Raw genomic sequence first — 26,654 nt, 5'->3', positions numbered from 1 at the left:
GAGATTCTCTGATGGCTGACGACGACGAACTGCGCCGGTACCTCAAGAAGACGGCCAAGGAGCTGTACGAGACCAAGCAGCAGCTGCGCACGCTCACCGATCGAACGCGGGAACCGATCGCCATTGTCGGTATGGCGTGCCGGTACCCGGGCGGCGTGCGCTCTCCCGAGCAGCTGTGGCAGCTGACCGCGGACGGCGTCGACGCCATCGGCGGCTATCCGACCGATCGAGGCTGGGACCTCGAGCGGCTGTTCGACCCGGACCCCGACGCGGCGGGCACCATCTATACGCGCGACGGTGGATTCCTCGACGACATCGGTGATTTCGATGCCGCCTTCTTCGGCATCGGCCCCCGCGAGGCGGCGGCGATGGATCCGCAGCAGCGGCTCATGCTGGAGGCCTCCTGGGAGGCCCTCGAGGACGCGGGTATCGACCCGGCGGCGCTGCGGGGCAGCGACACCGGTGTCTTCGCCGGTGTCATCCATCAGCACTACGGCCCCCGCATCGGTTCCACGACCATCGGCGCGGAGACCGAAGGCCATGCCTACCTGGGTGTTTCGAACAGCGTCCTGGCCGGACGGATCGCCTACACCTTCGGCTTCACCGGCCCGGCGATCGCGGTCGACACCGCGTGTTCGTCCTCACTGGTGGCCATACATCTGGCCTGCCAGGCCTTGCGTCAGGGCGATACGGACGTGGCGCTGGCCGGTGGCGTCACCGTGATGTCGGACCCGTCGCTCCTGATCGCTTTCGCCCGGCAGCGGGCATTGTCCAGCGACGCCCGGTGCAAGGCGTTCGCGGCCGCCGCCGATGGCACCGGCTTCTCCGAGGGACTCGGAATGCTGGTGCTGGAACGACTCTCGGACGCCCAGCGCGCGGGCCACACCGTGCTGGCCGTCATTCGGGGAAGCGCGGTCAATCAGGACGGTGCGAGCAACGGCCTCACCGCGCCGAACGGCCCGTCCCAGGAGCGGGTCATCGCCCAGGCACTGGGCAATGCCGGACTGGAACCCGCCGACGTCGACGCGGTCGAGGCGCACGGAACGGGCACGATGCTCGGCGATCCGATCGAGGCGCAGGCGCTCATCGGCGTGTACGGCGCGGGACGCCAGGGTGAGCCGCTACATCTGGGCTCGCTGAAATCCAATATCGGTCACACCTCGGCCGCCGCGGGTGTCGGCGGCGTGATCAAGATGGTGCAGGCCATGCGCCACGGTGTGCTGCCGCGGACCCTGCATGTGGATGAACCCACGCCGCACGTGGATTGGTCGGCCGGCACGGTTCGCCTGCTTCAGGACAGCCACCCGTGGCCGCAGGGGGAACGCGTGCGCCGGGCGGGCGTGTCCTCCTTCGGCGCCAGCGGCACCAATGCGCACCTCATTCTCGAGGAAGCCCCTGCCCCGGCGGGGGCCGCGGCCGAGGCGGATCCCTCGCCGCGCGTCTCGGCCGACAGCGTCGCGCTCGTTGTCTCGGCCAAATCCGAAGCCGCGCTTCGTGCACAGGCGGATCGGCTGCGGCAGTGGCTGGCCGAGCGCCCCGACACGGATGTGCGCGAGGTGGCACATGCCCTGGCGAGCTCGCGGGCGCTGCTCGATTGGCGTGGCGCGGTCACCGGGCGTGACCGCGCCGAAGTGCTGAGCGGTTTGGCGGATCTGGCCACGGACGGGCCGAACGCGATCGTGGCGAAGGCTGATTCCGGTGCCACCGCGTTCCTGTTCACCGGTCAGGGTGCGCAACGCGTCGGGATGGGCGCCGGGCTCTACAGTGCGTACCCCGCGTTCGCCACGGCACTGGACGAGGTGTGCGCGGTACTGGATCGGCCACTGGGACGGTCGCTGCGGGAGGTGATGTTCACCGACCCCGAAGGCCTGCTGGACCGCACCGAATGGACACAGCCCGCGCTGTTCGCCTTCGAGGTGGCACTGTTCCGGCTGCTGGAATCCTTCGGTGTCACACCGGATGTGCTGGTCGGCCACTCGATCGGCGCGCTGGCGGCGGCACATGTCGCCGGAGTGCTGTCGCTGCCGCACGCCTGCGCGCTGGTGGCGGCCCGCGGCCGCCTGATGGGCGCATTGCCCGAGGGCGGCGCGATGCTCGCCGCGGCAATCGATGCGGCGCGCGCGTCCGAACTGATCGCGGCAGTGGCCGATCGAGTCTCGGTGGCCGCGGCGAACGGTCCCACCTCGACGGTTCTGTCCGGCGATGCCGAGGCGATCGAGAGCCTGGAGCGCGAACTCACCGCCGCGGGCATCCAGACCAAGCGGCTCCGGGTGAGCCATGCCTTCCATTCGGCGCGGATGGCGCCGATGCTCGAGAAGTTCCGCTCGGTCGCGGAGAAACTCGACTACCGCACCCCCAAGCTGCCGATCGTCTCGACCGTCACCGGAGAGTCGGCCGGTGATTCGGTGACCGATCCCGAGTACTGGGTGCAGCAGGTCCGCGCCACCGTTCGCTTCGCGCCCGCGATCGGCACCCTGCGCGCCGACGGGGTCCGCCGCTTCGTCGAAGTCGGCCCCGACGCGGTACTGACCGCGATGACCCGCGAATGCCTGGGCGAGAACACCGATCTCGCGGCCACCCCGGCGACAGTGGCCCTGGCGCGACGGTCGTCCGAAGAAGTCGGGCAGTTCGTCGCCGCCCTGGCGCAGCTGCAGGCGACGGGCGCGCGCGTCGACTGGCGCTCGACCTTCACCGAGCGCGGCACGGCTCCTATCACCCTGCCCAAATACGCTTTTCAACGTCGCCGCTACTGGCTGAACCCCGACCACGGTGCGGCCGCGGACATGTCGGACCATCCGATCCTGACCGGCGTACTCGGATTGGCCGGTTCGGACGAGTGGCTCTTCACCGGCCGACTGTCGGCGGCGACGCATCCGTGGATCGCCGACCACCTGTCGTACGGCGTGATGGTCCTGCCGAGCGCCACGCTGATCGAGTTCCTCCTCGTCGCCGGTGGCCGCATCGGTTGCGAGGCAGTCGAAGAACTCACCCTGCAAGCGCCGATCGTGCCCTCCGACGGCGCTGAGATCGAACTCCAGGTACTGGTGCAGGCCCCCGATTCGACCGGGCATCGCGCGTTCGAATTCTATTTCCGTACATCGACTTCCGACGAATGGATCCACAACGCGACGGGTTCGCTCGCCACGTCCGTCGGGCGCGAACCGGAAGTACTCTCCCGGCTGCGGGCGGAATCGTGGCCGCCCGCCGACGCACGACACCTCGACAGTGCCGCACTGCCCGCGCAGATCGCCGCGGACGCGGGACTCGAATACGGACCGGCGTTCCTCGGGGTACAGCAGGTGTGGGAGCGCGACGACGCCGTCTTCTCCGAGATCGCCCTGAACTCGGACATCAGTACGGCCGCGACGTATTCGGGACGCCATACTCTGCATCCCGCGCTGCTCGATATGGTCATGCACGCGGCGTTCTCCCGGCTGATCTGGCGTGACGGGAACCCGGATCCGAACACCGGCAAACTGCTCTTCCGCTGGGGCGGGGCTCGGTTCCACCGCTCGGCGACCCAGGGTGGTCGGCTCGCCGAGGTGTCCGCACTGCGGGTCATCGCGGTCGCCCAGGGGCCGGAGGCCGTGGCGGTCGCGGCCGTCGACTCGGATGGCAATCCCGTTGTCTCGGTCGATGCCGTGGTGATGCGGCCGTACGACGTCAAGGAATTCCGCAGTGCGCTGTCCGCCGACGACGCCGCGCTGTACGAGGTGCGCTGGGAGGAGGATCCGCACCCGCGCGATCTCATCGCCGCCGAGGAACTTCCCCAGGCCGTGATCTTCCGTGCCGGATCGTCTACGGACGGAACGGCTTCCGGCGAACCGCAGGAGATACGAGCACGGGTTCACTCGACCCTGACGCACCTGCGCTCGTGGCTCACCCAGCAACGACCGGCCGACTCCCGGCTGGTAGTGGTGACGTCGGGTGGGGCCGGAATCCCCGGGGAAACTCCTGATCCGACAGCGGCCGCGGTGTGGGGGCTGCTGCGCAGCGCGCAGTCGGAGCATCCCGATCGATTCGTTCTGATCGACGAGGATCCCGCCGTGCCCGTGAACCCCGACCGGATAACCGCCGCGCTGGCTACGCGCGCACCACAGGTGGCGCTGCGTGGCGACCGTGTTCTGGTTCCCCGGCTCCGACCCGCCATCGAAACGAGCGGCGCCGCAACGGAACCCGTCGTCGCCGCCGCGATCTTCGACGGAGCGACGGTGCTGATCACCGGCGGCACCGGCGGCCTCGGCTCGCTGTTCGCCCGGCATCTGGTCGCCGAATACGGTGTGCGCGAACTGGTTCTGACCTCACGACGTGGTCCGGATGCGGCGGGAGCCGCCGAGGTGGTCGCGGAGTTGGCGCGGCTGGGGGCGCGAGCCCGGGTCGTCGCGTGCGATGTGGCCGATCGCGATGCGGTGCGCGAGCTGCTCGCCGACATCGGCGACACCCCGATCGCGGTGGTGCACACCGCCGGCGTGCTCGATGACGGAACCGTCGCGACACTGACCGACGCACAGGTCGACCGGGTACTCGCGCCGAAGGTCGACGGCGCTTGGCATCTGGACGAACTGACCCGGGGCAGAGATGTCCGCGCTTTCGTGGTGTTCTCCTCGATCGCGGCCGTCCTCGGCACCTCGGGCCAGGCGAACTACGCCGCGGCCAACGCCGCACTGGACGCCCTGGCCCAGCGCCGCCGCGACGCCGGTCTGGCGGCGACCTCGCTGGCGTGGGGTCCGTGGAATCAGTCCAGCGGGATGACCGGCGCACTGGATCGTGGCGCGCTGGCGCGCTGGGAACGGCTGGGGCTGAGCCCACTCGCCGACGCCGAGGGCGTGCGCCTCTTCGACGAGGCACTCGCACACGGCTCGGCGCGACTGTCGCCGATTCGGTTCGATGCCGGTGCACTGCGCACCGCCGACGAGTCCGCGGTGCCCGAGGTCCTGCGCGGGTTCCTCCCCCGCCGCGCGCGTGCCGTCACGCCGACCGCCGTCGCGGCGGCCGGGACGCTCGGCGCCCGCCTGGCCGAAATACCCGCGGCACGGCGCGGCGACGTGGTGCTGGAGACCGTGCTGTCCGAAGCCGCGGCGGTCCTGGGTCACGACTCCGCAGCCGACATCCGGTCGGATCAGCGTTTCGACGAGATCGGTTTCGATTCGCTCGGCGGCGTGGAGTTCCGCAACCGGCTGGGGAAGACCACCGGTCTGCAACTGCCGTCGACGCTGGTGTTCGATCATCCGACCCCGGCGGCGGTGGCGAAGCTGGTGCTGTCCCGCGTCGAGCCGACGGCGGGCGAACCCGTCAAGCAGGCGGCGCGCCGGGTTCGGGCGGATGAGCCGATCGCCATCGTCGGCATGGCGTGCCGGTTCCCCGGTGGCGTCGAATCGCCGGATGACCTCTGGGATCTCGTCGCTGCCGGGATCGACGCGACCGGCGATTTCCCGACCGATCGAGGCTGGGATCTGGAGCGACTGTTCGACGCGGATCCGGACAAGCCCGGGACCGTCTACGCGCGACGCGCCGGATTCCTCGACAAGGCGGGTGATTTCGATCCGGGATTCTTCGGGATCGGTCCTCGGGAGGCGTCCGCGATGGACCCGCAGCAGCGCCTGCTCCTCGAAACGTCCTGGGAGGCGCTCGAGGACGCCGGTATCGACCCCGACTCGTTGCGGGGCACCGACACCGGGGTGTTCGTCGGCGCGGGCGCATCCGGTTACGTCGACCTGGTGGGCGGTGATCTGGAGGGCTATCGGCTCACCGGCACCACGAGCAGCGTGATGTCGGGGCGGGTGGCCTACGCGCTGGGGCTGGAGGGTCCGACTCTCACCGTGGACACCGCCTGCTCCTCGTCGCTGGTCTCGCTGCACCTGGCCGCTCAGGCGCTGCGCAGTGGGGAGAGCTCCCTCGTGCTGGCGAGCGGCGTGACGGTCGCGGCCAGCCCGTATCTGTCCGTCGATTTCGCGCGGCAGCGCGGACTGTCGCCGGACGGCCGGTGCAAGGCGTTCTCCGCGGCGGCCGACGGCGTCGCCTTCTCCGAGGGCGCCGGGGTGCTGGTGCTCGAGCGGCTCTCCGACGCGAAACGCCTGGGGCACAATGTTCTCGCCCTCGTGCGCGGCACGGCGATCAACTCCGACGGGGCGAGCAACGGCCTCACCGCGCCGAACGGCCCGTCCCAGGAACGGGTGATCACCGCGGCGCTGGCGAATGCCGGCCTGTCGCCGTCGGATATCGACGCGGTCGAGGCGCACGGCACCGGCACCACGCTGGGTGATCCGATCGAGGCGCAGGCGCTGATGGCGGTCTACGGTCGCGACCGCGCGCAACGCCCGCTGCGGATCGGCTCGCTCAAGTCGAATATCGGCCACACCGTCGCCGCCGCGGGTGTCGGCGGCGTCATCAAGATGGTGCAGGCGCTGCGGCACGAAACCCTGCCCAAGACACTGCATGTCGACGCCCCGAGCCCGCACGTGGACTGGTCCGCCGCGGACGTCGCGCTGCTGACCGAGCCGCACCCGTGGCCGGCCGGTGACCGGCCGCGTCGCGCGGGCGTGTCGTCGTTCGGTGTCAGCGGTACCAACGCACACGCCATCCTCGAAGAGGCACCCCGTCCCGTCAGCGCGGCGGAAGCCGATAGCCACCCGCTCGGTACGGTGCCCTGGCTGCTGTCGGCCAAGAACGACATCGCGCTTCGGGCGCAGGCGGCGAAACTCCAGCGGTGGCTGATCGAGCACCCCGGCGCCGATCCGGCGCAGGTCGCGCACGCGCTCGCCACCACCCGCGCCCAGCACGAGGCACGGGCGGCGGTACTGGGCGCCGATCGCGACGAACTGCTCGCCCGGCTGGCGCAACTGGCCGCCGGACCTGCGACTGCCGGAGTGGTCTCCGGCACCGTCGGCGCCGGGAAGACCGCCTTCCTGTGCACCGGCCAGGGCGCGCAGCGGGTCGGGATGGGCGCGGGACTCGCCGCGGCCTTCCCCGTCTTCGCCGCCGCGCTCGACGAGGTGTGCGCGCGGTTCGATCCGCTGCTCGAATGTTCGCTGCGGCAAACGATGTTCACCGGACAAGCGGCGATGCTCGATCGCACCCGCTTCACCCAGCCCGCGCTGTTCGCGTTCGAGGTGGCGCTGTACCGGCTGCTGGAGTCCTTCGGCGTGACACCCGATGTCCTGATGGGCCATTCGATCGGCGAACTGACCGCGGCGTACCTGGCCGGCGTCTGGTCCCTGGAGGATGCCTGCGCGCTGGTCGCGGCCCGCGGCCGCCTGATGGAGGCACTGCCCGAGGGCGGTGCGATGCTCGCGGTCGCCGCACCCGAGGACGAAGTCGCAGCCGCGATCGCCGAATACCGTGATCGGATCTCGATCGCGGCGGTGAACGCGCCCGCCGCCGTGGTCGTCTCCGGTGACGCCGATGCCGTCGACACCCTCGACCGGCTTTTCTCCGAGCGGGGCCGCCGGACGAACCGGCTGCGGGTGTCACACGCCTTCCATTCGCATCTGATGGAGCCCATGCTGGGCGAGTTCGAGACCGTCGCTGCCGCGGCAACCTTCCACGCCCCGCGGATTCCCTTGGTATCCAATGTCTCCGGCGAGATCGCCGGTGACGAGATCCTGAAACCGGATTACTGGGTGGCGCAGGTGCGCGCCGCGGTGCGTTACGCACCCGGCGTACAGACGCTGGTGGCCTCGGGCGTGCGCCGCTTCCTCGAAATCGGGCCGGACGCCGTCCTGGCGGCCATGACCCGGCAGACCCTGCCGACCGATATCGAGTCGCGTGCGGTGGTCGCGGCGGCCGCCCGCCGGGACCACGACGAGGTCGAGCAATTCGTGACGATGCTCGCCCAGGCACACACAGCGGGCGTGACCGTCGACTGGACGCCGTTGTTCGGCGACCGCCCGGCGCCACGCATCGCCCTGCCCACCTACGCGTTCCAACACCAGCGCTATTGGCTCGAACCCGGTCTCGGGGAGCGGCGGTCCGACGCCTCGGAGCACCCCCTGCTCACCGATGTGGTGCGGGTGGCCGATCGGGACGAGTGGATGTTCACGGGTCGATTCTCGCTGCGCACGCACCCGTGGATCACCGACCACACCACCTACGGTGTGGTGGTCGTCCCCAGCGCCGCGCTGATGGAGATGCTGCTGGTCGCCGGTCGGCGCATCGGCTGCGACGTCGTCGACGAACTCATCCTCGAACGGCCGATCCTGCCGCCGGCGGACGGCGAGGTCGAGCTCCAAGTGCTGGTGCGGGAACCGGATACCGCGGGACGCCGGTCCTTCACGTTCCACTACCGCCTCCCCGACGGCGAGTGGGCGCGAAACGCCAGCGGGGTACTGAGTGGTCGACAGCTGATCGACCTCGGCCTGATGGAGATGCTGCGCAGTACGCCATGGCCGCCGGTCGGCGCCGAACCGGTTGACACCGAATGGATTCCGGGCCATGCGACGCGGGTCGCCGGGCTGGCGTACGGACCTTCGTTCCGCGGAATCGGCGCCGCCTGGCACAGCGATGACACGGCGTTCTCCGAGATCACCCTGAACCCGGAGGTGCCCGGCGACGGGTTCCAGCTGCATCCGGGCCTGTTCGACATGGTGATGCATGCCGGGCTGGTCAGCTTGATCTGGTCGGACCTCGACAGCAACCCGGCCGAGGGCAAACTCCTGTTCCGCTGGGGTGCCACGCAATTCCACACGACTTCCCCGGTCACCTCGATGCGGGTGATGGCCGTACGGCGCAACAGCGAGGCGATCGCCGTCGTGGCCGTGGACCAGGATGGCAACCCGGTGGTGTCCATCGACGAAGTCGTCATGCGTTCCTACGACGTCGACCAGTTCCGCGCCACACTGTCGGGAGGAGGCGCGGGCCGGTACGGGTTACGTTGGGCGCCGGTCGACATACCGGACACACCCGCCGCGATCGGGAGCGCGGCCGTGCTCGGAGCGGCGGTCGTGACCGGAATCGAGGAGCGGTACCCGGATCTGGCGGCGCTGGCCGCCACCCCGACCGTTCCGGACCTCGTGGTCTGGCCCGAATCCGCCGGACTACAGGGTGCTTCCCCGCAGTCCGCGCGTGCTCGCGTCCATGCCGCATGGGATCTGGTCCGGGGCTGGCTGACCGATGAACGGTTCGGACGATCGCAGCTGGTTGTGGTGACCGAAGGCGGGGCGACCTTGCCCGATTCCGGACCGGATCCGGCGGCTGCCGCCGTCTCGGGGATGATCCGCAGCGCTCAGGCCGAATATCCGGATCGAATCGTGCTGCTCGACGTGGACCGATCCGTTGGTATGCGCCAACTTTCGGCCGACGTGATTCGAGCCGCTCTCGCGGTCGGCGAGCCACAGGTGGCGGTGCGGGGCGACAGCGTCCTGGCGCCGCGGCTGGAGCCGGTGACATCCGCTGCGGGTGAACCGATTTCCTTCGGCACCGGGACCGTCCTGATCACGGGCGGAACCGGTGGATTGGGTGCGCTGCTGGCCCGGCACCTGGTCACCGCGCACGGTGTCGATCGGCTGCTGCTGGTCTCGCGTCGCGGTGAACGCGCCGACGGTGCACCAGAACTCGCGGCGGAACTGTCCGGGCACGGCGCACACGTGCGTATCGCCGCCTGCGATGTCACCGACCGCGACGCCCTGCGGGAACTGCTGGCTGACCTGCCGGACGAGCGCCCGCTCACCGCCGTCGTGCACGCCGCCGGTGTGCTCGCGGACGGCACCTTCGACGGCCTCACGACCGACCGGATCGACCAGGTGTTCGCTCCGAAGGCCGAGGCGGCGTGGCACCTGCACGTGCTCACCCGGGAGATGAACCTGTCGGCGTTCGTCCTGTTCTCCTCGATCGCGGGCATGATCGGTTCGGCCGGACAGGCGAATTACGTCGCCGCCAACGGCTTCCTGGACGCGCTCGCGCTGCGCCGCCGTGCCGAAGAACTGCCGGGGCTCGCGCTCGCCTGGGGTCCGTGGCGACAGGACCTCGGCATGACCGGCACCTTGGATCGCACCGCCATGAGCCGATTGGACCGACTGGGCCTGACGCCGTTGGACCACGAAGACGGCCTGCGGATGTTCGACGAATCCTTGACCATGGCCGAGCCCGTGCCGGCGCTGCTGCATCTCGACACCGACAAGCTGCGCGTCGAAGCACACACCGGGTCGGTTCCGGCGGTGCTGCGCGGATTCGTGCGCGCGGGCGGCCGGACTGTTGCGCGGGTGAGTGACGGACCCTCGCTCGGGGAGCGACTGCACGGGGTGGCGGAGGCCAAGCGTCACGGCGTCGTCCTCGACCTGGTGCGCGAACACGCGGCCACGGTGCTGGGTTACGAGTCGCTCGACGACATAGGTTCCGATCGCGGCTTCGACGAACTGGGCTTCGATTCGCTCGGCGGCGTCGAGTTCCGCAACCGGCTGTCGAAGGTCGTGGGGCTGTCGCTGCCCTCGACCCTGGTGTTCGACTACCCCACCGCGCGAGATCTGGCGGGCTACCTGCTGGAGCAGGCCCTGGCGGAGACACCCGCGCCGGCGGCCGCACCCACGCCATCGGCCGCGGCGCCGCCCGAAGTCGCACAACTCGAGGCGATGGTCGAGCGGATCATCGCCTACGGCGGCAACACCGACGCGACCATCGCGGCATTGCGGGGCATCACCGACCGTCTGCACGCCCATCTGGGTGACGCGTGGTCCGACAGCGACTACCAGGACCTCGAGGTCTACGGGGACACCGAGGTCTACGACGACCTCGAATCCCATTCCGACGATGAACTTTTTAATCTGATCGACGAGGAGTTCGGCCCAGCATGACCAATCCGAGCAGCAGCAACGAGGAACGCCTCAGCCGGTATCTGCGGAAGGTCACCGGGGATCTCCGCACCGCCAACAAGCGAATCCAGCAGCTGGAGGAAAAGGCCGGCGAGCCACTCGCGATCGTCGGCATGAGCTGCCGGTACCCGGGCGGTGTCGACACTCCGGACCGGCTGTGGGAATTGGTCGCCTCCGGTACCGACGCGATCGGCCCGTTCCCCACCGACCGCGGCTGGGATCTCGAACGGCTTTTCGACACCGACCCGGACGTGCCCGGGACCGTGTATACCCGGGAGGGCGGATTCCTCGACGGCGCAGGTGATTTCGATGCCGGGTTCTTCGGCCTCGGACCCCGCACGGCGGAGGCGATGGATCCACAGCAGCGACTGTTCCTCGAAGCGTCCTGGGAGGCTTTGGAAAACGCCGGCATCGATCCGGAGTCGTTGCGCGACAGCGATACCGGTGTCTACGCCGGTGTGATGCACTTCGACTACGGCCGCCGCGTCGGCGCGCCCGGTCACAGCGCCGAATCCGAAGGCAATGCGCACCCGGGTGTTTCGGCCAGCATCCTGTCCGGGCGGGTGTCGTTCAGCCTCGGTTTCAAGGGTCCGGCGCTGTCGGTGGACACCGCGTGCTCGTCGTCGCTGGTGGCCCTGCATCTCGCCTGCCAGGCCCTGCGCCAGGGCGAGACGTCGCTCGCCCTGGTCGGCGGTGTCACCGTGATGTCGGATCCCGCCCAGCTCATCAGCTTCGCACGGCAGCGCGCGCTGTCCCCGGACGGCCGGTGCCGGGCGTTCGGGGCGGCGGCCAACGGGACCGGCTTCTCCGATGGTCTCGGCATGCTCGTGGTCGAACGGCTGTCGGACGCACACCGACTCGGCCACCCCGTCCTCGCGGTGGTGCGCGGCAGCGCGGTGAACCAGGACGGCACCAGCAGTCGGCTGACCGCGCCGAACGGCCCCTCGCAGGAGAAGGTGATCGCGCAGGCGCTCGCCAATGCCGGTCTGACCCCCGCCGATATCGACGCGGTCGAGGCACACGGCACCGGCACCCAGCTCGGCGACCCGATCGAGGCGCGGGCATTGATCGCCACCTACGGTCGCGATCGCGGCGGCGAGCCGTTGCGGATCGGATCGCTCAAATCGAACATCGGGCACACCTCCGCCGCGGCCGGCGTCGGTGGCGTGATCAAGATGGTGCAGGCCATGCGGCACGAAACACTGCCCGCCACACTGCATGTCGATACCCCGACACCACACGTGGACTGGTCCGCGGGCAACGTGCGGCTACTGACCTCGGCCGAGCCGTGGCCGGCGGGCGAGCGGGTGCGGCGGGCCGGTGTGTCGTCCTTCGGCGCCAGCGGCACCAATACTCACGTGATCTTGGAAGAGGCGCCCGCACCGGTGGAGGCCACGGCCGCTCCGGCGAACGAGGCCGGTGCGCGTGCGGTGGTCGCCGAGATCGCACCGGTTGTCTCCGGGATCGCCGCGTTGCCGCTCTCCTCGAAGACCGAGGACGGTGTGCGTGCACAGGCGGCCAAACTGCTGGAGTGGGTGCGCGAACGTCCCGACCTGACGATCGGCGATATCGGCTATTCACTCGTCACCGGCCGCGCCCGATTGGAATGGCGGGCCGCTGTGGTGGCAAGCGGCCGGGACGCCATGCTCGCCGGACTGGCGGAGCTCGCGGAGCACGGATCGGCACGCGATGTCGTCACGGGCCGGGCGGTGACGCGCAAGACCGCCTTCCTGTGCACCGGACAGGGCGCGCAGCGGGCCGGTATGGGTCGTGAACTGTACGAGGCGTTTCCGGTGTTCGCGGCCGCGCTGGACGAGATCTGCGCGCAGTTCGACCCGCTGCTGGGCACTTCGCTGGGGCAGCTGATGTTCACCGGCCGAGCGGTCGGCGACGCTCCCGAGGACGCGGAGACCCTCCACCGGACGGAGTTCACCCAGCCCGCGCTGTTCGCGTATGAAGTCGCGCTGTACCGGCTCCTCGAATCCTTCGGGGTGACGCCGGACGCGCTGATCGGGCATTCGATCGGCGAACTGGCCGCAGCGCACCTCGCCGGTGTGTGGTCGCTGCCGGACGCGTGCCGCCTGGTCGCGGCGCGCGGTCGGCTCATGGGCAGGCTGCCGGCCGGGGGCGCGATGCTCGCGATAGCGGCGAGTGAAGACGCGGTCTCCCCGCTGCTCGCTGACGAGGGGTTGGCCATCGCCGCCGTGAATTCGCCGGTGGCCGTGGTTGTCTCGGGCGACGAGGAGGCGGTGACGGCGCTCGCGCAGCGGTGTGCGGAGCGTGGCTGGCAGACCTCGCGGCTGCGGGTGTCGCATGCGTTCCATTCCCACCTGATGGATCCGATGCTGGCCGAATTCACCGCCGTCGCAAGGTCGTTGACCTATCGACGCCCGAGCATTCCACTGGCATCGAACCTTTCCGGCCGAATCGCCGGTGATGAGGTGCTCGAGCCCGCCTACTGGGTCCGGCAGGTACGCGAGGCCGTTCGGTTCGCTCGCGGCGTGGACACCCTGGTGGCCGCGGGGATGCGCCGATTCCTCGAGATCGGCCCCGACGCCGTGCTGACCGCGATGACCCGGCAGTGTCTGCCGGAGAAGGTCGAAGCACAGGCGGCGGTGCTGGCCGGAGCCCGCCGCGGGCGGGCCGAGGTCGAGCAGTTCGTGACCTGCCTCGCGCAGGCGCATGCCGTCGGCGTCGATGTCGAATGGACGGCGCTGTTCACTGGACGCCCGGTCGCGCGAGTCCCGTTGCCCACCTATGCGTTCCAGCGTCGCCGCTACTGGGTCGACCCGGTCGCAGGTAACGCCGGGGTCGAAGCCGCGGGTTTGGGTACGGTCGAGCATCCGCTGCTGGGCGCGGTGGTGTCGGCACCGGAGTCGGGTGAGGTCCTGTTGACCGGGCGGCTGTCGCTCGCGACCCAGCCGTGGCTCGCCGATCACGTGATCGGTGGCGCGGCACTATTGCCGGGAACCGGTTTCGCGGAGCTGGTGCTACGGGCCGGAATCGAGGTCGGCTGCCCGGTGATCGAGGAGCTGACCCTGCAGGCTCCGCTGCTGCTGCCCGCGGCGGGCGGCGTGCAGATCCAGGTCGTCGTCGGCGGGCACGAGCAGGGGCAACGGCCGGTAGCCGTCTACTCCCGTGGTGAACACGACCATGACGACGAGTGGGTATTGCATGCGCGAGGCGCGCTGACCGTCGCCGACGGTGCGGCCGAACCTCCGATCGAGGCGTGGCCGCCGACCTTGGCGACCGAAATCGAGGTCGCCGCGGCGTATTCGAGCTTGTTCGCCCGTGGTTACGAGTACGGCCCGGCCTTTCAGCGTGTGCGGGCGCTGTGGCGGCGTGGCGATGAGGTGTTCGCCGAGATCGCGGCCGACGCCGACACCAGGGTGCGCGTCGAAGGTTTCGGAATCCATCCGGCGCTGCTGGACGCCGCCTTGCACGCCGGGTACCTGGCCGGTGCGCTCGAAGGGGATGCGGGACAGCCGGAGTCGCCGTTCACGGTCCCGGCCGGGCAGGTCGCACTGCCGTTCGCGTGGGACTCGGTGGAACTGCACGCCGCGGAAGCCGCCGTGCTGCGGGTGCGGCTGACCCCGGCCGGATCCTCGGTATCGGTGCGGGTGGCCGACGAATACGGGCAACCGGTCCTGTCGGGATCGGTTGCGGCACGGCCGATGCCGCTCGAGCAGCTCGTCGCGGCCGCGTCGGGTGGCGTGGCCGACCCGGTCCTGGAACTCGTGTGGTCACCGGCCACTGCCGAGCAGCCCGCGATAGACGCCGAGATCGGGCTCTGGGACCAGCTGGATGGCGCTGCGCAGGTACCTCCGGTGGTGCTCCTCGAAGCCGGTGCCGGGCGGAACGACACCGACGGCGCCGACGTAGTGACCGCCACCCACGACGAAATCGCGCGAGTCCTCGCGGTATTGCAGGAATGGACGGCCCAGGACCGGTTCGCGGCCAGCACGCTGCTGATCGCCACCCGCGGCGCGGTCGCCCTGCCCGATGAGGAGCTCACCGACCTCCCCGGTGCGGCGGTGTGGGGTTTGGCACGTGCCGCCCAGGCCGAGGAACCGGGCCGAATCATCCTGGTGGACAACGACACCGGCATCGACGAGCACCTCGCGTCCGCCGTCGTGGCGGTGGGCGAACCGCAGGTGGTTGTACGCGGCGGCATCATCCACACCGCTCGCCTGGTTCGGCCCGCGGATGAACGCACGGACAGCACCGACGAGGTGGCCGCGTTCGGCGCGGGGACGGTGTTGATCACCGGCGGCACCGGCGGTTTGGGCGCGGTGCTGGCCCGGCACGTGGTGGTCGAGCACGGCGTGCGGTCGTTGCTGCTGGCCAGTCGCAGCGGCCCGCGGGCCGAGGGAGCGGCAGCCCTGCGCGCCGAACTCGAGCAGCTGGGCGCCCAGGTGACCGTCGTGGCCTGTGACGTCGCGGACGCCGCGGCGGTAGCCGAGCTGATCGACGAAGTACCGGCCCAGTGGCCCCTGACCGGTGTCGTCCATGCCGCGGGTGTGCTGGACGACGGGACCATCGCGTCCTTGACTCCGCGGCGGATGAATGCGGTGCTGGCGCCGAAGGCCGACGCCGCCTGGTATCTGCACGAAGCGACCGCGGACTTGAATCTCGCTGCTTTCGTATTGTTCTCGTCGGTATCGGGCACCCTAGGTGGTCCCGGGCAGGGCAATTACGCGGCCGCGAATACCTTCCTCGACGCGCTGGCGGCCCACCGCCGTGCCCGCGGGCTCGCCGGTCAATCCCTGGCGTGGGGCCCGTGGGCCCGGTCTCGCGGCATGACCGCGCACCTGCAGGAGTCCGACGTGGCGCGGATGAGCCGGGGCGGATTCACCGCGCTCACCGACGAGCAGGCGTTGGGCGGTTGGGCGGCGGCACTGCGACGGGGCGCGCCGCACACGGTGATCGCGACCCTCGACACCGCCGCGCTCCGCGCTCGGGCCGACACCGGGCTGCTACCCGCCGTGCTGCGGGAACTGGCTCCGGCGGCCCGCCACCGCGCAGTGGTATCGTCGCCGGTTTCCGGTCTGCGGCAGCGACTTTCGGGACTGGAGATCGAGCGGCAGCGGCAGCTGGTCTTCGATACCGTGCGCACCCAGATCGCGGCCGTGCGCGGCAGCGACGGCGCGTCCGCGATCGAGCCCGGCCGCACGTTCCAGGACCTGGGTTTCGACTCGCTGAGCGCCGTCGAACTGCGTAATCGTCTCAAGTCCGCCACCGGACTGTCGCTGCCCGCCGCCGTCATCTTCGACTACCCCACACCGCAGGCGCTCGCCGAGCACCTGGCCGACGAGTTGACCGGCACGGCGAAGGACATCGCGGTCACCGCGAAAGTCGTCGCCGACGAGCCGATCGCGATCGTCGGCATGGCGTGCCGGTACCCCGGTGGCGTCACCTCGCCCGAAGACCTCTGGACATTGGTCTTCGACGGCGTCGACGCGACCTCGCAGTTCCCGGGTAATCGTGGGTGGGACACCGAGCGGATCTACGATCCCACCGGCGAGCGGCCCAACACCACCTACACCCGTGCGGGTGGATTCCTGCACTCCGCGGGCGAATTCGATCCGGCGTTCTTCGGGATCAGCCCCAATGAGGCCGCGTCGATGGACCCGCAGCAGTTCCTGCTGCTGGAGACCTCATGGGAGGCCCTCGAACGGGCCGGCATCGATCCGGGCGTGCTGCGGGGCAGTGCCACCGGAGTGTTCGCGGGCATGATGTATCACGACTATCCGGCGAATGCGAACTCGGGATCCATTGCCTCCGGCCGAGTTTCGTATGTGCTCGGGCTGGAAGGGCCGTCGGTCACCGTGGACACGGCGTGTTCGTCGTCGCTGGTGGCCATGCACCTGGCCGGGCAGTCCCTGCGGTCGGGCGAGTCCGACCTGGCCCTGGCGGGCGGTGTGGCCGTGATGGCGACGCCGGAGGTCTTCGTGGAATTCAGTCGCCAGCGGGGGTTGGCCCCGGACGGGCGGAGCAAGTCGTTCGCCGACGCCGCCGACGGTGTGGCATGGTCCGAGGGCGCTGGTGTGCTGGTGTTGGAGCGGTTGTCCGACGCCCGGCGCAACGGGCACGAAGTGCTCGCGGTGATCACCGGTTCGGCGGTGAATCAGGATGGTGCGTCGAATGGTCTGACGGCGCCGAACGGTCCCTCGCAGCGGCGGGTGATCCGGCAGGCGCTCGCGAATGCGGGGATCGCGCCGAGCGACGTCGACGCGGTGGAGGCGCACGGCACCGGCACCACGCTGGGTGACCCGATCGAGGCCCAAGCGCTGCTGGACACCTACGGTCAGGAGCGCGCCGCGGACCGGCCGTTGTGGTTGGGGTCGTTGAAATCCAATATCGGGCACGCGCAGGCCGCGGCGGGTGTGGGTGGCGTCATCAAGATGGTGATGGCGATGCGGCACGGGGTACTGCCGCGGACGCTGCATGTGGACCGGCCGTCGAGCAAGGTGGATTGGTCCGCGGGGCGGGTCGAATTGCTGACCGAGCCGGTGGCGTGGCCGGACGTGGATCGGCCACGGCGGGCCGGGGTGTCGTCCTTCGGCATCAGCGGCACCAATGCGCACGTCGTCATCGAACAGGCGACGGAACCGGCTCGGACCTCGGGCCGAGGCGAGGCCGTTCCGGTCGGCGAGGTGCTGCCGTGGGTGGTCTCGGCGCGCAGCGGTGCGGCGCTCGCCGGTCAGGCCGGACGGCTGGTCTCGGCTGTGGTCGAGCACGATCGGGATCCGGCGGATGTCGGTTTCTCGCTGGCCGCCACGCGCGGCGTCTTCGAGCATCGCGCTGTCGTCCTCGGGGACGACCGAAGTGCGCTGCTGTCGGGGACACGGGCGCTCGCCGAGGGCGCGCAGTCCGCGGGTGTGGTGTCCGGTCGCGTGGTTCCGGGTTCGACCGGGCTGGTGTTCTCCGGTCAGGGTGCGCAGTGGGCCGGGATGGCGACCGAGTTGTGTCAGGCGTATCCGGTGTTCGCCGACCATTTCGATGCGATCGTCGCCGACATCGATCCGCTACTGGGGCAGCCGGATTCGTTGAAAGTCGCGCTGACATCCGAGGACCTCGTCGATCGGACGGTGTACGCGCAGGCCGGGTTGTTCGCCTTCGAGGTCGCGCTCTACCGATTGCTCGAATCGTGGGGCGTGCGGCCCGATATGGTCGCGGGCCACTCGATCGGTGAGGTGGCCGCCGCGCATGTGGCGGGGGTGCTGTCGCTGACCGACGCGTGTGTGCTGGTGGCCGCGCGCGGCCGGTTGATGCAGGACCTGTCCGGCGGAGGCGCGATGGTCGCCGTCGGTGCCTCGCGGGCTGATGTGGCGCCCCTGCTGACCGCAGGGGTCGCGGTCGCGGCGGTGAACGGACCGTCGTCGGTGGTGCTCTCCGGTATCGAGGACGAGGTCCTCGCCGTCGTCGAGACGTGCGTCGAACGTGGCTGGCGCGCACATCGCTTGCGGGTCTCGCACGCCTTCCATTCGGCGCTGATGGAGCCCATGCTGGCCGAATTCGCCTCGGCGATCGAGGGTTTGACCTTCGCGAAGCCGATGATTCCACTGGTGTCGACCGTGACCGGTGCGGCCGTCACCGGCGAGATGACCGATCCCCGGTACTGGGTGGGTCAAGTCCGCGACACGGTGCGGTTCGCCGATGCTGTTGCCGCGATGGTGGATTCGGGTGTGTCGAGGTTCGCCGAGGTCGGTCCCGACGCGGTACTGACCCCGATGGTCGCGCAGGTCGCGGAGGTCGCGGTGGCGCTGGTACGGCGAGACCGTGCCGATTCGGCCACCCTGCTGACCGGAGTGGCGGGATTGTTCGTGTCCGGTGCCGAGGTGGACTGGGCCGGGTTCTATGCCGGTACCTCCGCGCAGCGAATCGACCTGCCCACCTATGCCTTCCAGTACGAGAGGTACTGGCTCGATGCCCGGAAACTGCTCGCGCAGTCGTGGATGGGCGCCGAGCTGGGCGGACTGACCGACGCCGGACTGGACACGGTGGACCATCCGCTGCTGGGCGCTGTCGTGCCGCATCCGGATTCGGGTCAGGTGAGCTTCACCGGCCGGTGGTCGCTGGACTCGGTGGAATGGCTGGCCGATCACAGCGTGCACGGCACGGTGCTGCTGCCGGGTACCGGATTCGTCGAACTGGCCGCCCACGTCGGCGGCCTGCTGGGCTGTGACGTCGTCGACGAACTCGTCCTGCACACCCCGCTGACCCTGCCGGGCGAGGGCAGCGTCGCGGTGCAGGTCGTGGTGGCCGACGCGGACGACGCCGGTCGGCGACGGCTGCGCGTGCATTCCCGACAGGCGGCCGAGGGTCCGTGGCTGCTGCACGCCGAGGGCGTCCTCGCCGTGGACGCGGTATCTCATGACGTGGCCGCCGATGTCGACCTGGCCACCTGGCCTCCGGTCGGCGCGCAGCCGCTGGACGTCGACGGCGCCTATGACGAGCTGCTCGCACTCGGCTACGGGTACGGTCCGTTCTTCCAGGGGCTGCGGGCGGCGTGGCGACGCGGCGATGAACTGTTCGCCGAGGTCGCGCTGCCGGATCCGCAGGACGCCAGTGGGTTCGGGATCCATCCCGCGCTGTTCGACGCGGCCCTGCATGCCGGGATCCTGCACGGCCGCAAGGCCGGTGAGGCGGTGTTGCCGTTCGCCTGGAACCGGGTGGTGCTGCACTCGACCGGCGCCGCCACCGTGCGGGTGCGCAGCGTTCCCGTGGGCGAGGACTTCGGCGTGCAGATCGCCGATGAGCAGGGTCGACCCGTCGTGTCGGTGGGCGCGTTGGTATCTCGGCCGGTGCCGGTCGAACGCCTGAACGCAGGCAGGGTGCCGGACGCCTTGTTCACCGTGGAATGGGTTGCGGCGCCGTTGTCGTCGGACAGGGTCGAACCGGACCGCATCGCGATTCTCGGTGCCGACCGCGACCTCGCGGCCTTGATCACCGATCTGGACGAGGCCACGAATCCGGTCGTTCCCGATCTCGTGCTGCTCGAATGCCCGCGCCACGACGGCTCGCCGACAGACGCGGCGCGGGAGGTGCTGCGCGGCGTGCTCGACACCGTGCAACGGTGGGTAATCGAAACCCGCTTCGCCAGCTCACGTTTGGTAGTGATCACCGAACGAGCTGTGGCAGTCGACGATTCCGAGCTCGTCGGCCTGGAACAAGCGCCGGCATGGGGTCTGCTGCGTGCCGCGCAGGCCGAATATCCGGGTCGATTCCAGCTAGTGGATGTGGAGCAGGGCGGCGGCGCTGTCGCCGCGGACACCGTGGCGGCCCTGGCCGGGGAACCCGAGGCCGCGTTGCGCGGCTCGACCGTGCTGGTGCCGCGGTTGACCCGCCGGACACCGGGCACGAGTACCGGGCCGATCGAGCCCGGCACGGTGCTGGTGACCGGTGGCACCGGCGGTCTCGGTGCGGTGATCGCCCGCCATCTGGTGACCGAATACGGCGTGCGCCAACTGCTTCTGACGTCCCGGCGTGGCCTGCAGGCTCCCGGCGCCGCCGCATTGCGTGACGAACTGACCGAGCTCGGCGCCGAGGTCACCGTGGCGGCGTGCGACGTGTCGGATCGGTCGGCGTTGACGGCTCTGCTGGCGGGCATCTCCGATGAGCACCCATTGGTCGGCGTGGTGCACGCGGCGGGAATCGCCGATAACGGCGTGATCGCATCGATGTCGGCGGATCGCATCGACACCGTGTTCCGCCCCAAGGTGGATGCCGCCTGGCATCTGCACGAGCTCACGCGGGACAAGTCGCTGTCGTTGTTCGTGCTGTTGTCCTCCGCGGGCGGGCTGGTACTGGCCGCGGGGCAGGCGAATTACGCGGCGGCGAACGTCTTCCTGGACGCCCTCGCCGCGCATCGGCACGCCCTGGGATTGCCCGCGACCGCTCTCGACTACGGCATGTGGGAGCGGTCGAGCGGACTCGGTGCGGAGCTGTCCGAGGATGACTTCGATCGGATGCGCAGGCAGGGCTTCCCCCCGCTGTCCGAGTCCGAGGGGCTGGCACTGTTCGACGCGGCGGTGGCTGCCGAGCGTCCGCAAGTGGTGGCGTTGCGGATCGATCCGGCGGTGCTGCGCACCCGGGGCGAGCAGATTCCGTCCCTGGTCCGGGGCCTCGTCCCGGCACCGGCGCGCCGGGTCGACCGGACCCCGGCGAGTCAGGCACTCCTGCAACGGCTGGCGGGCCTCTCGGCAGCCGATCGCGACAGCGCGCTGGTCGACTTCGTCCGCGCCGTGGCGGCCGGGATCCTCGGCCACGCCTCCCCCGAGGCCGTCGCACCGCAGCAGGCCTTCCAGCAGCTCGGGTTCGACTCGTTGAGCGCCATCGAGTTCCGCAACAAGCTCAATACCGCGACCGGACTGCAACTCCCGGCCACGCTGATCTTCGATTACCCGACCCCACAGGCCGTCGCCGAATTCATCGGCGCACAACTCCTCGGCACCGGCGCTGTCGAGCAACGGGCGGTGCGCCACGTTCGCGCCGACGACGAGCCGATCGCCGTGGTGGCGATGGCCTGCCGTTATCCGGGCGGGGTCGCGTCGCCGGAGGACCTGTGGCAACTGGTCCTCGAGGGCGGCGACACCACCGGGGACATGCCGGTGGATCGAGGCTGGGACCTCGAGGGCATCTACGATCCCGAACCCGGCAGGGCGGGTAAGACCTATACGCGCAGCGGTGGATTCCTGTACTCCGCAGCGGAATTCGATGCCGACTTCTTCGGGATCAGCCCGAACGAGGCCACGATGATGGACCCCCAGCAGCGGTTGCTGCTGGAGGTCTCCTGGGAGGCGTTCGAACGCGCCGGCCTGGATCCGGCGGCGCTGCGCGGCAGCTCGACGGGCGTGTTCACCGGTCTGATGTATCACGACTACGCGCGGGCCACCGGGACCGGCAGCGGCTCCGCGGGCAGTCTGGTCTCGGGCCGGGTGTCGTATGTGTTCGGTCTGGAGGGGCCGTCGGTCACCGTGGACACCGCGTGTTCGTCGTCGCTGGTGGCCCTGCACCTGGCCGGGCAGTCCCTGCGCACGGGCGAGTGCGATCTGGCCCTGGCCGGTGGCGCCGCGGTCATGGGGACGCCGGATATGTTCCTCGAGTTCGGTCGCCAGCGCGGGTTGTCGCCGGATGGGCGGTGTAAGTCGTTCTCCGACGATGCCGACGGGGTGGGCTGGGCCGAAGGCGTCGGCGTCCTGGTGCTGGAGCGGTTGTCCGATGCCCGCCGCAACGGTCATGAAGTCCTCGCGGTCATCGCCGGTTCGGCGGTGAACCAGGATGGCGCGTCGAATGGTCTGGCCGCGCCGAACGGTCCGTCGCAGCGGCGGGTGATCCGCCAAGCCCTGGCCAATGCCGGTCTCGCACCCGTCGACGTCGACGCGGTGGAGGCGCACGGCACCGGCACCACGCTGGGCGATCCGATCGAAGCCCAAGCGCTGCTGGCCACTTACGGACAGGAGCGCGCCGCGGACCGTCCGCTGTGGTTGGGATCGCTGAAGTCGAACATCGGTCACGCTCAGGCCGCGGCGGGTGTGGGCGGCGTGATCAAGATGGTGATGGCGATGCGGCACGGGCTGCTGCCGCGGACGCTGCACGCGGATCACCCCAGCACCAAGGTCGACTGGACCGAGGGCCACGTGCGGTTGCTGACCCAGGCGGTGCCGTGGCCGGAGGCCGGTCGGGCGCGGCGTGCGGGCGTGTCGTCGTTCGGCATCAGCGGCACCAATGCGCACGTCATCATCGAACAGGCTCCGAAGCCCGAACCCGCGGCGGAACAGCCCCCGGCGCGGGCGATTCCGGCGGGTGGACTGCTGCCGTGGGTGCTCTCGGCGCGCGGTGGCACGGCACTGGCCGGCCAGGCGGCCCGGCTCTCCGCGCAGGTAGATGGTCCGACATCGCCGGTGACAGAGCATGATCCGATCGATGTCGGCTTCTCGCTGGCTTCGACGCGCAGCGTGTTCACCCATCGGGCCGTCGTACTGGCCGAGGGCCGTGCGGACCTGACGGCGGGCGTGCGCGCACTGGCCGCGGGCACGGACGCGCCCGGCGTGGTGGCGGGCCGCGCGGTGGCGGGCTCGACGGCGATGGTGTTCTCGGGGCAGGGCGCGCAGTGGGCCGCGATGGCGACCGACTTGCGCAAGGCGTATCCGGTGTTCGCCGACCATTTCGACGCCATCGTGGACGAGCTGAATCCGATGCTGGCACAGCCGGTTTCGCTGGATGCGGCGTTGACGTCCGAGGAACTCGTCGACCGGACGGTGTTCGCGCAGGCCGGGTTGTTCGCGTTCGAGGTGGCGTTGTTCCGGCTGCTCGAATCCTGGGGTCTGCGTGCCGATGTGGTGGCCGGTCACTCCATCGGTGAGGTCGCCGCGGCACATGTGGCCGGAGTGCTGTCGCTGACCGACGCGTGTGTGCTGGTGGCGGCGCGAGGCCGGTTGATGCAAGCCCTGCCCGCCGGTGGGGCGATGGTCGCGATCGGCGCCGCCGAGAGCGATGTGCTGCCGTTGCTGTCGGGCGAGGTGTCGGTGGCGGCGGTGAACGGTCCGTCGTCGGTGGTGATCGCCGGTGCCGCGGACGCGGTCGTGGCCGTTGCCGACGTGTGCGCCGAGAAGGGTTGGCGGACAAATCGTCTGCGGGTGTCGCATGCGTTCCATTCGGCATTGATGGAACCGATGCTGGCCGAATTCGCCACGACGATCGAGAACTTGACGTTCGAGCAACCGAGTATCGCCTTGGTGTCGACGGTGACCGGCGCGCGGGTCGGCGACGACATGTGCGATCCGTCGTACTGGGTCGGTCAGGTTCGGGAGACGGTGCGGTTCGCGGATGCTGTTGCCGCGATGGCGGATTCGGGTGTTTCCAGGTTCGCCGAGATCGGGCCCGACGCGGTATTGACCCCGATGATCGTCCAAACCCTCGACGGCGAGCACCCGGCCGCCACGGTGGTGCCGCTGGCGCGCCGCGGTAAAGCCGACGCCGTGTCGGTGTCGAACGGCGCGGCCGGATTGTTCGTCTCCGGCGCCGACCTCGACTGGGCCGCGTGGTACGACGGCACCGGAGCCCGCCGAATCCCCCTGCCCACCTATGCCTTTCAGCGTCACCGGTATTGGATGCCCGAGGGATCCACCGGTAGGGGTGATGCCCGATCGATGGGCCTCGCCACCACCGGACACCCGCTGGTTCCCACGGTGATCGCGCAACCGGACACCGGCGGTGTGATCCTGACCGGGCGTCTGTCGGTCCAGTCGCATCCCTGGCTGGCCGATCACGGCGTGCTCGGCACCGTGCTGTTCCCCGGCGCCGGTCTGGTCGAACTCGCCCTGCGAGCCGGCAGCCAGGTGGGCCTTTCGACGCTGGCGGACTTCGTCCTGCACGCGCCGCTGGTACTGCCGGAAGCGGGCGGGGTCGCGGTGCGCAGCGTCGTCGGCGCCGAGGACGAGACGGGTCATCGCGCGGTGCGGATCTACTCCTGCCCCGAAGGCGAGAGCGACGCGGCATCGTCGTGGACGCTGCACGCCGAAGGCGCGCTCACCGCCGGTGACGCGGCCGAGGCCGCCGACCTCACGGCGTGGCCTCCGATCGGAGCGCAGCCGCTGCCGGTCGGCGGTGTCTATGACGACCTCCGCGCCGGTGGGTACGAGTACGGGCCCTCCTTCCAGGGTTTGCGGGCGGCATGGCAGCGCGGCGACGAAGTGTTCGCCGAGGTCGCGCTGCCCGACCCACGGGAAGCCGCGGAATACGGACTCCATCCCGCACTGCTCGACTCCGCCCTGCACGCCCTGCTCATCGGCGACTCGGGGCGCGCTGACGAGACCGGGCCCGCGTTGCCGTTCGAATGGTCCGGGGTCACCGTGCACGCGACGGGAGCCGGCGCCCTGCGCGTTCGCGCGACCCGCGTCGGCGACCGGACGGTGCGGGTGGATCTCACGGATCCGACCGGCGCTCCGGTGGCGACGGTGCGCCGACTGGCCGCCCGGCCGATCGACGCCGCGCAGCTCGCGGCGATGACATCCACGGTCGACAACGCGCTGTACCGGGTCGAATGGACTCCGATGTCGGTGTCCGACAGCGAGGTACACACCGTGTCGTGGGCGGATCTCGGTGACGAGGTTCCGGCCGCGGTCGTACTGGATGCCCCGGCGGGGAATGATCCCGACGCCGTTCGCACCGCGACTCACGCGGTGCTGCACGTGCTGCAAACCTGGATCGCCGACCGCCGATCCAGCCAGGCGGCACTGGTGATTCGGACCGGCGGCGCGGTTTCGGTTGCCGGGGAGGACATGACGAATCTCGCCGGTGCCGCGGTGGCCGGCCTGGTCCGCTCCGCTCAGGCGGAGAGTTCGGGGCGAATCATCCTGGTGGACACCGATTCCGAGGTCGCCGAGCCGTTGGGCGGAATCCTGGCCTCCGGGGAACCGCAGGTGGTCGTGCGCGGCGGGCGAGTGCACAGCGCGCGACTGGTCCGAGCGACGACCCCGGCGACGACCAGGTCGGCCCCGAGCGTCGCTTTCGGTCCGGACGAGACCGTGCTCATCACCGGCGCTAGTGGCTTCCTGGGCGGATTGTTCGCGAGGCACCTGGTGAACACCCGCGGTGTGCGGCACCTGCTGCTGCTGAGCCGGCGTGGCGAGTCGGCGCCCAGTGCCGCCGAGCTGGCGGCCGAGCTACGCGGTGCCGGCGCCGACATCGACTTCGTCGCTTGCGATGTCGCCGATCGTGCCGCGCTCACCGAGGTACTGTCCGCCATCCCCGCGAGCCGTCCGCTCACCGGCGTCTTCCACACGGCCGGTGTGCTCGACGATGGCGCCGTCACCTCGCTGACCCCGGATCGGATGGATGCGGTGTTGCGGCCCAAGGTCGATGCGGCCCTGCACCTGCACGAGCTGACCGCCGAGCTGCCGCTGAAGGCGTTCGTGCTGTTCAGCTCGGTGGCCGGAGCGTTCGGCAGTCCGGGGCAGGGCAACTATGCCGCGGCCAATGCCTGTCTGGACGCGGTCGCGGCGCACCGCCGGGCATCCGGGCGGCGCGGGCAGTCCCTCGCGTGGGGGCTGTGGAGCGGCGACGGCGGCATGGGCGCCGAGCTCGGTGACGTCGACCGGCGTCGCATGGCCCGTTCGGGGATGCTGCCGCTGTCGGCGGAGCAGGGGTTGGCGTTGTTCGACGCCGCCGCCGACATCGACACGGCGGCACCTGTTCTCGCCAGGCTGGACCGGGAGGGACTCCGCGGTGCGGGGTTCGCGACGGCCCTGCTGTCCGGTCTCGTCCCCACTCGCCCGGTATCGGCCGCCCCGGCCGCACTGCGCGCCCGGCTGGCCGACACACCCGCGGGCGAACGCCTCGGTGTGCTCGTCGACCTGGTTCGCGATCAGGTGGCCGCGGTGCTGGGGCACCGGAACGCGAAGGCCATCGCGGCCGACCGGGCCTTCAGCGAGCTGGGCTTCGATTCGATCACCGCCATCGAATTCCGCAACGCCCTCAAAACCGCTACCGGGCTGCCCTTGCCGGCGACGCTGGTCTTCGACTATCCGTCACCGGAGGCGCTGGCCGAATACCTGGCCGAAGAGTTCATCGACGAGCACCACCCCGACGCGTCGGCAGACGCGTCCGACGACGAGATCCGCAGTGCGCTCCAGACGATTTCGCTGACCCGCCTCCGCGAAGCCGGATTGCTGGAGGCGCTCATGCGACTCGCGCAGCGGCCCGACGGCCCCGGCGAGACAGCAGCGCACAGCGCGGACGAGTCCATCGATGAACTCGATCTCGACGACTTGATCAATCTGGCTTACAACTCCGACAGCCTGTGAGTAGACCCATGTCAGATATTCCCACAGCGCCCTTCTCGGGCGT

2 protein-coding genes are annotated in these 26,654 nt (G+C 70.2%); both read left to right on the top strand.

The genetic code is table 11. The features are described from left to right. Positions 1–11: 11 nt before the first annotated feature. Positions 12–10,784, top strand: coding sequence for an SDR family NAD(P)-dependent oxidoreductase (locus tag ACFV4K_RS06925; protein ID WP_379272715.1), 10,773 nt, complete (start codon positions 12–14; stop codon positions 10,782–10,784). After that, the gene (locus ACFV4K_RS06920) at positions 10,781–26,611 is read left to right on the top strand and encodes a type I polyketide synthase (RefSeq protein WP_379272713.1); all 15,831 of its coding nucleotides are present in this window, start codon (positions 10,781–10,783) and stop codon (positions 26,609–26,611) included. Before ACFV4K_RS06925 ends, ACFV4K_RS06920 begins: the two co-directional genes overlap by 4 nt. The last annotated feature ends 43 nt before the right edge of the window (positions 26,612–26,654 follow it).

This window comes from Nocardia sp. NPDC059764 (assembly GCF_042732555.1).
Classification (GTDB): domain Bacteria; phylum Actinomycetota; class Actinomycetes; order Mycobacteriales; family Mycobacteriaceae; genus Nocardia.
This window is presented reverse-complemented; position numbering and strand designations above follow the sequence as displayed.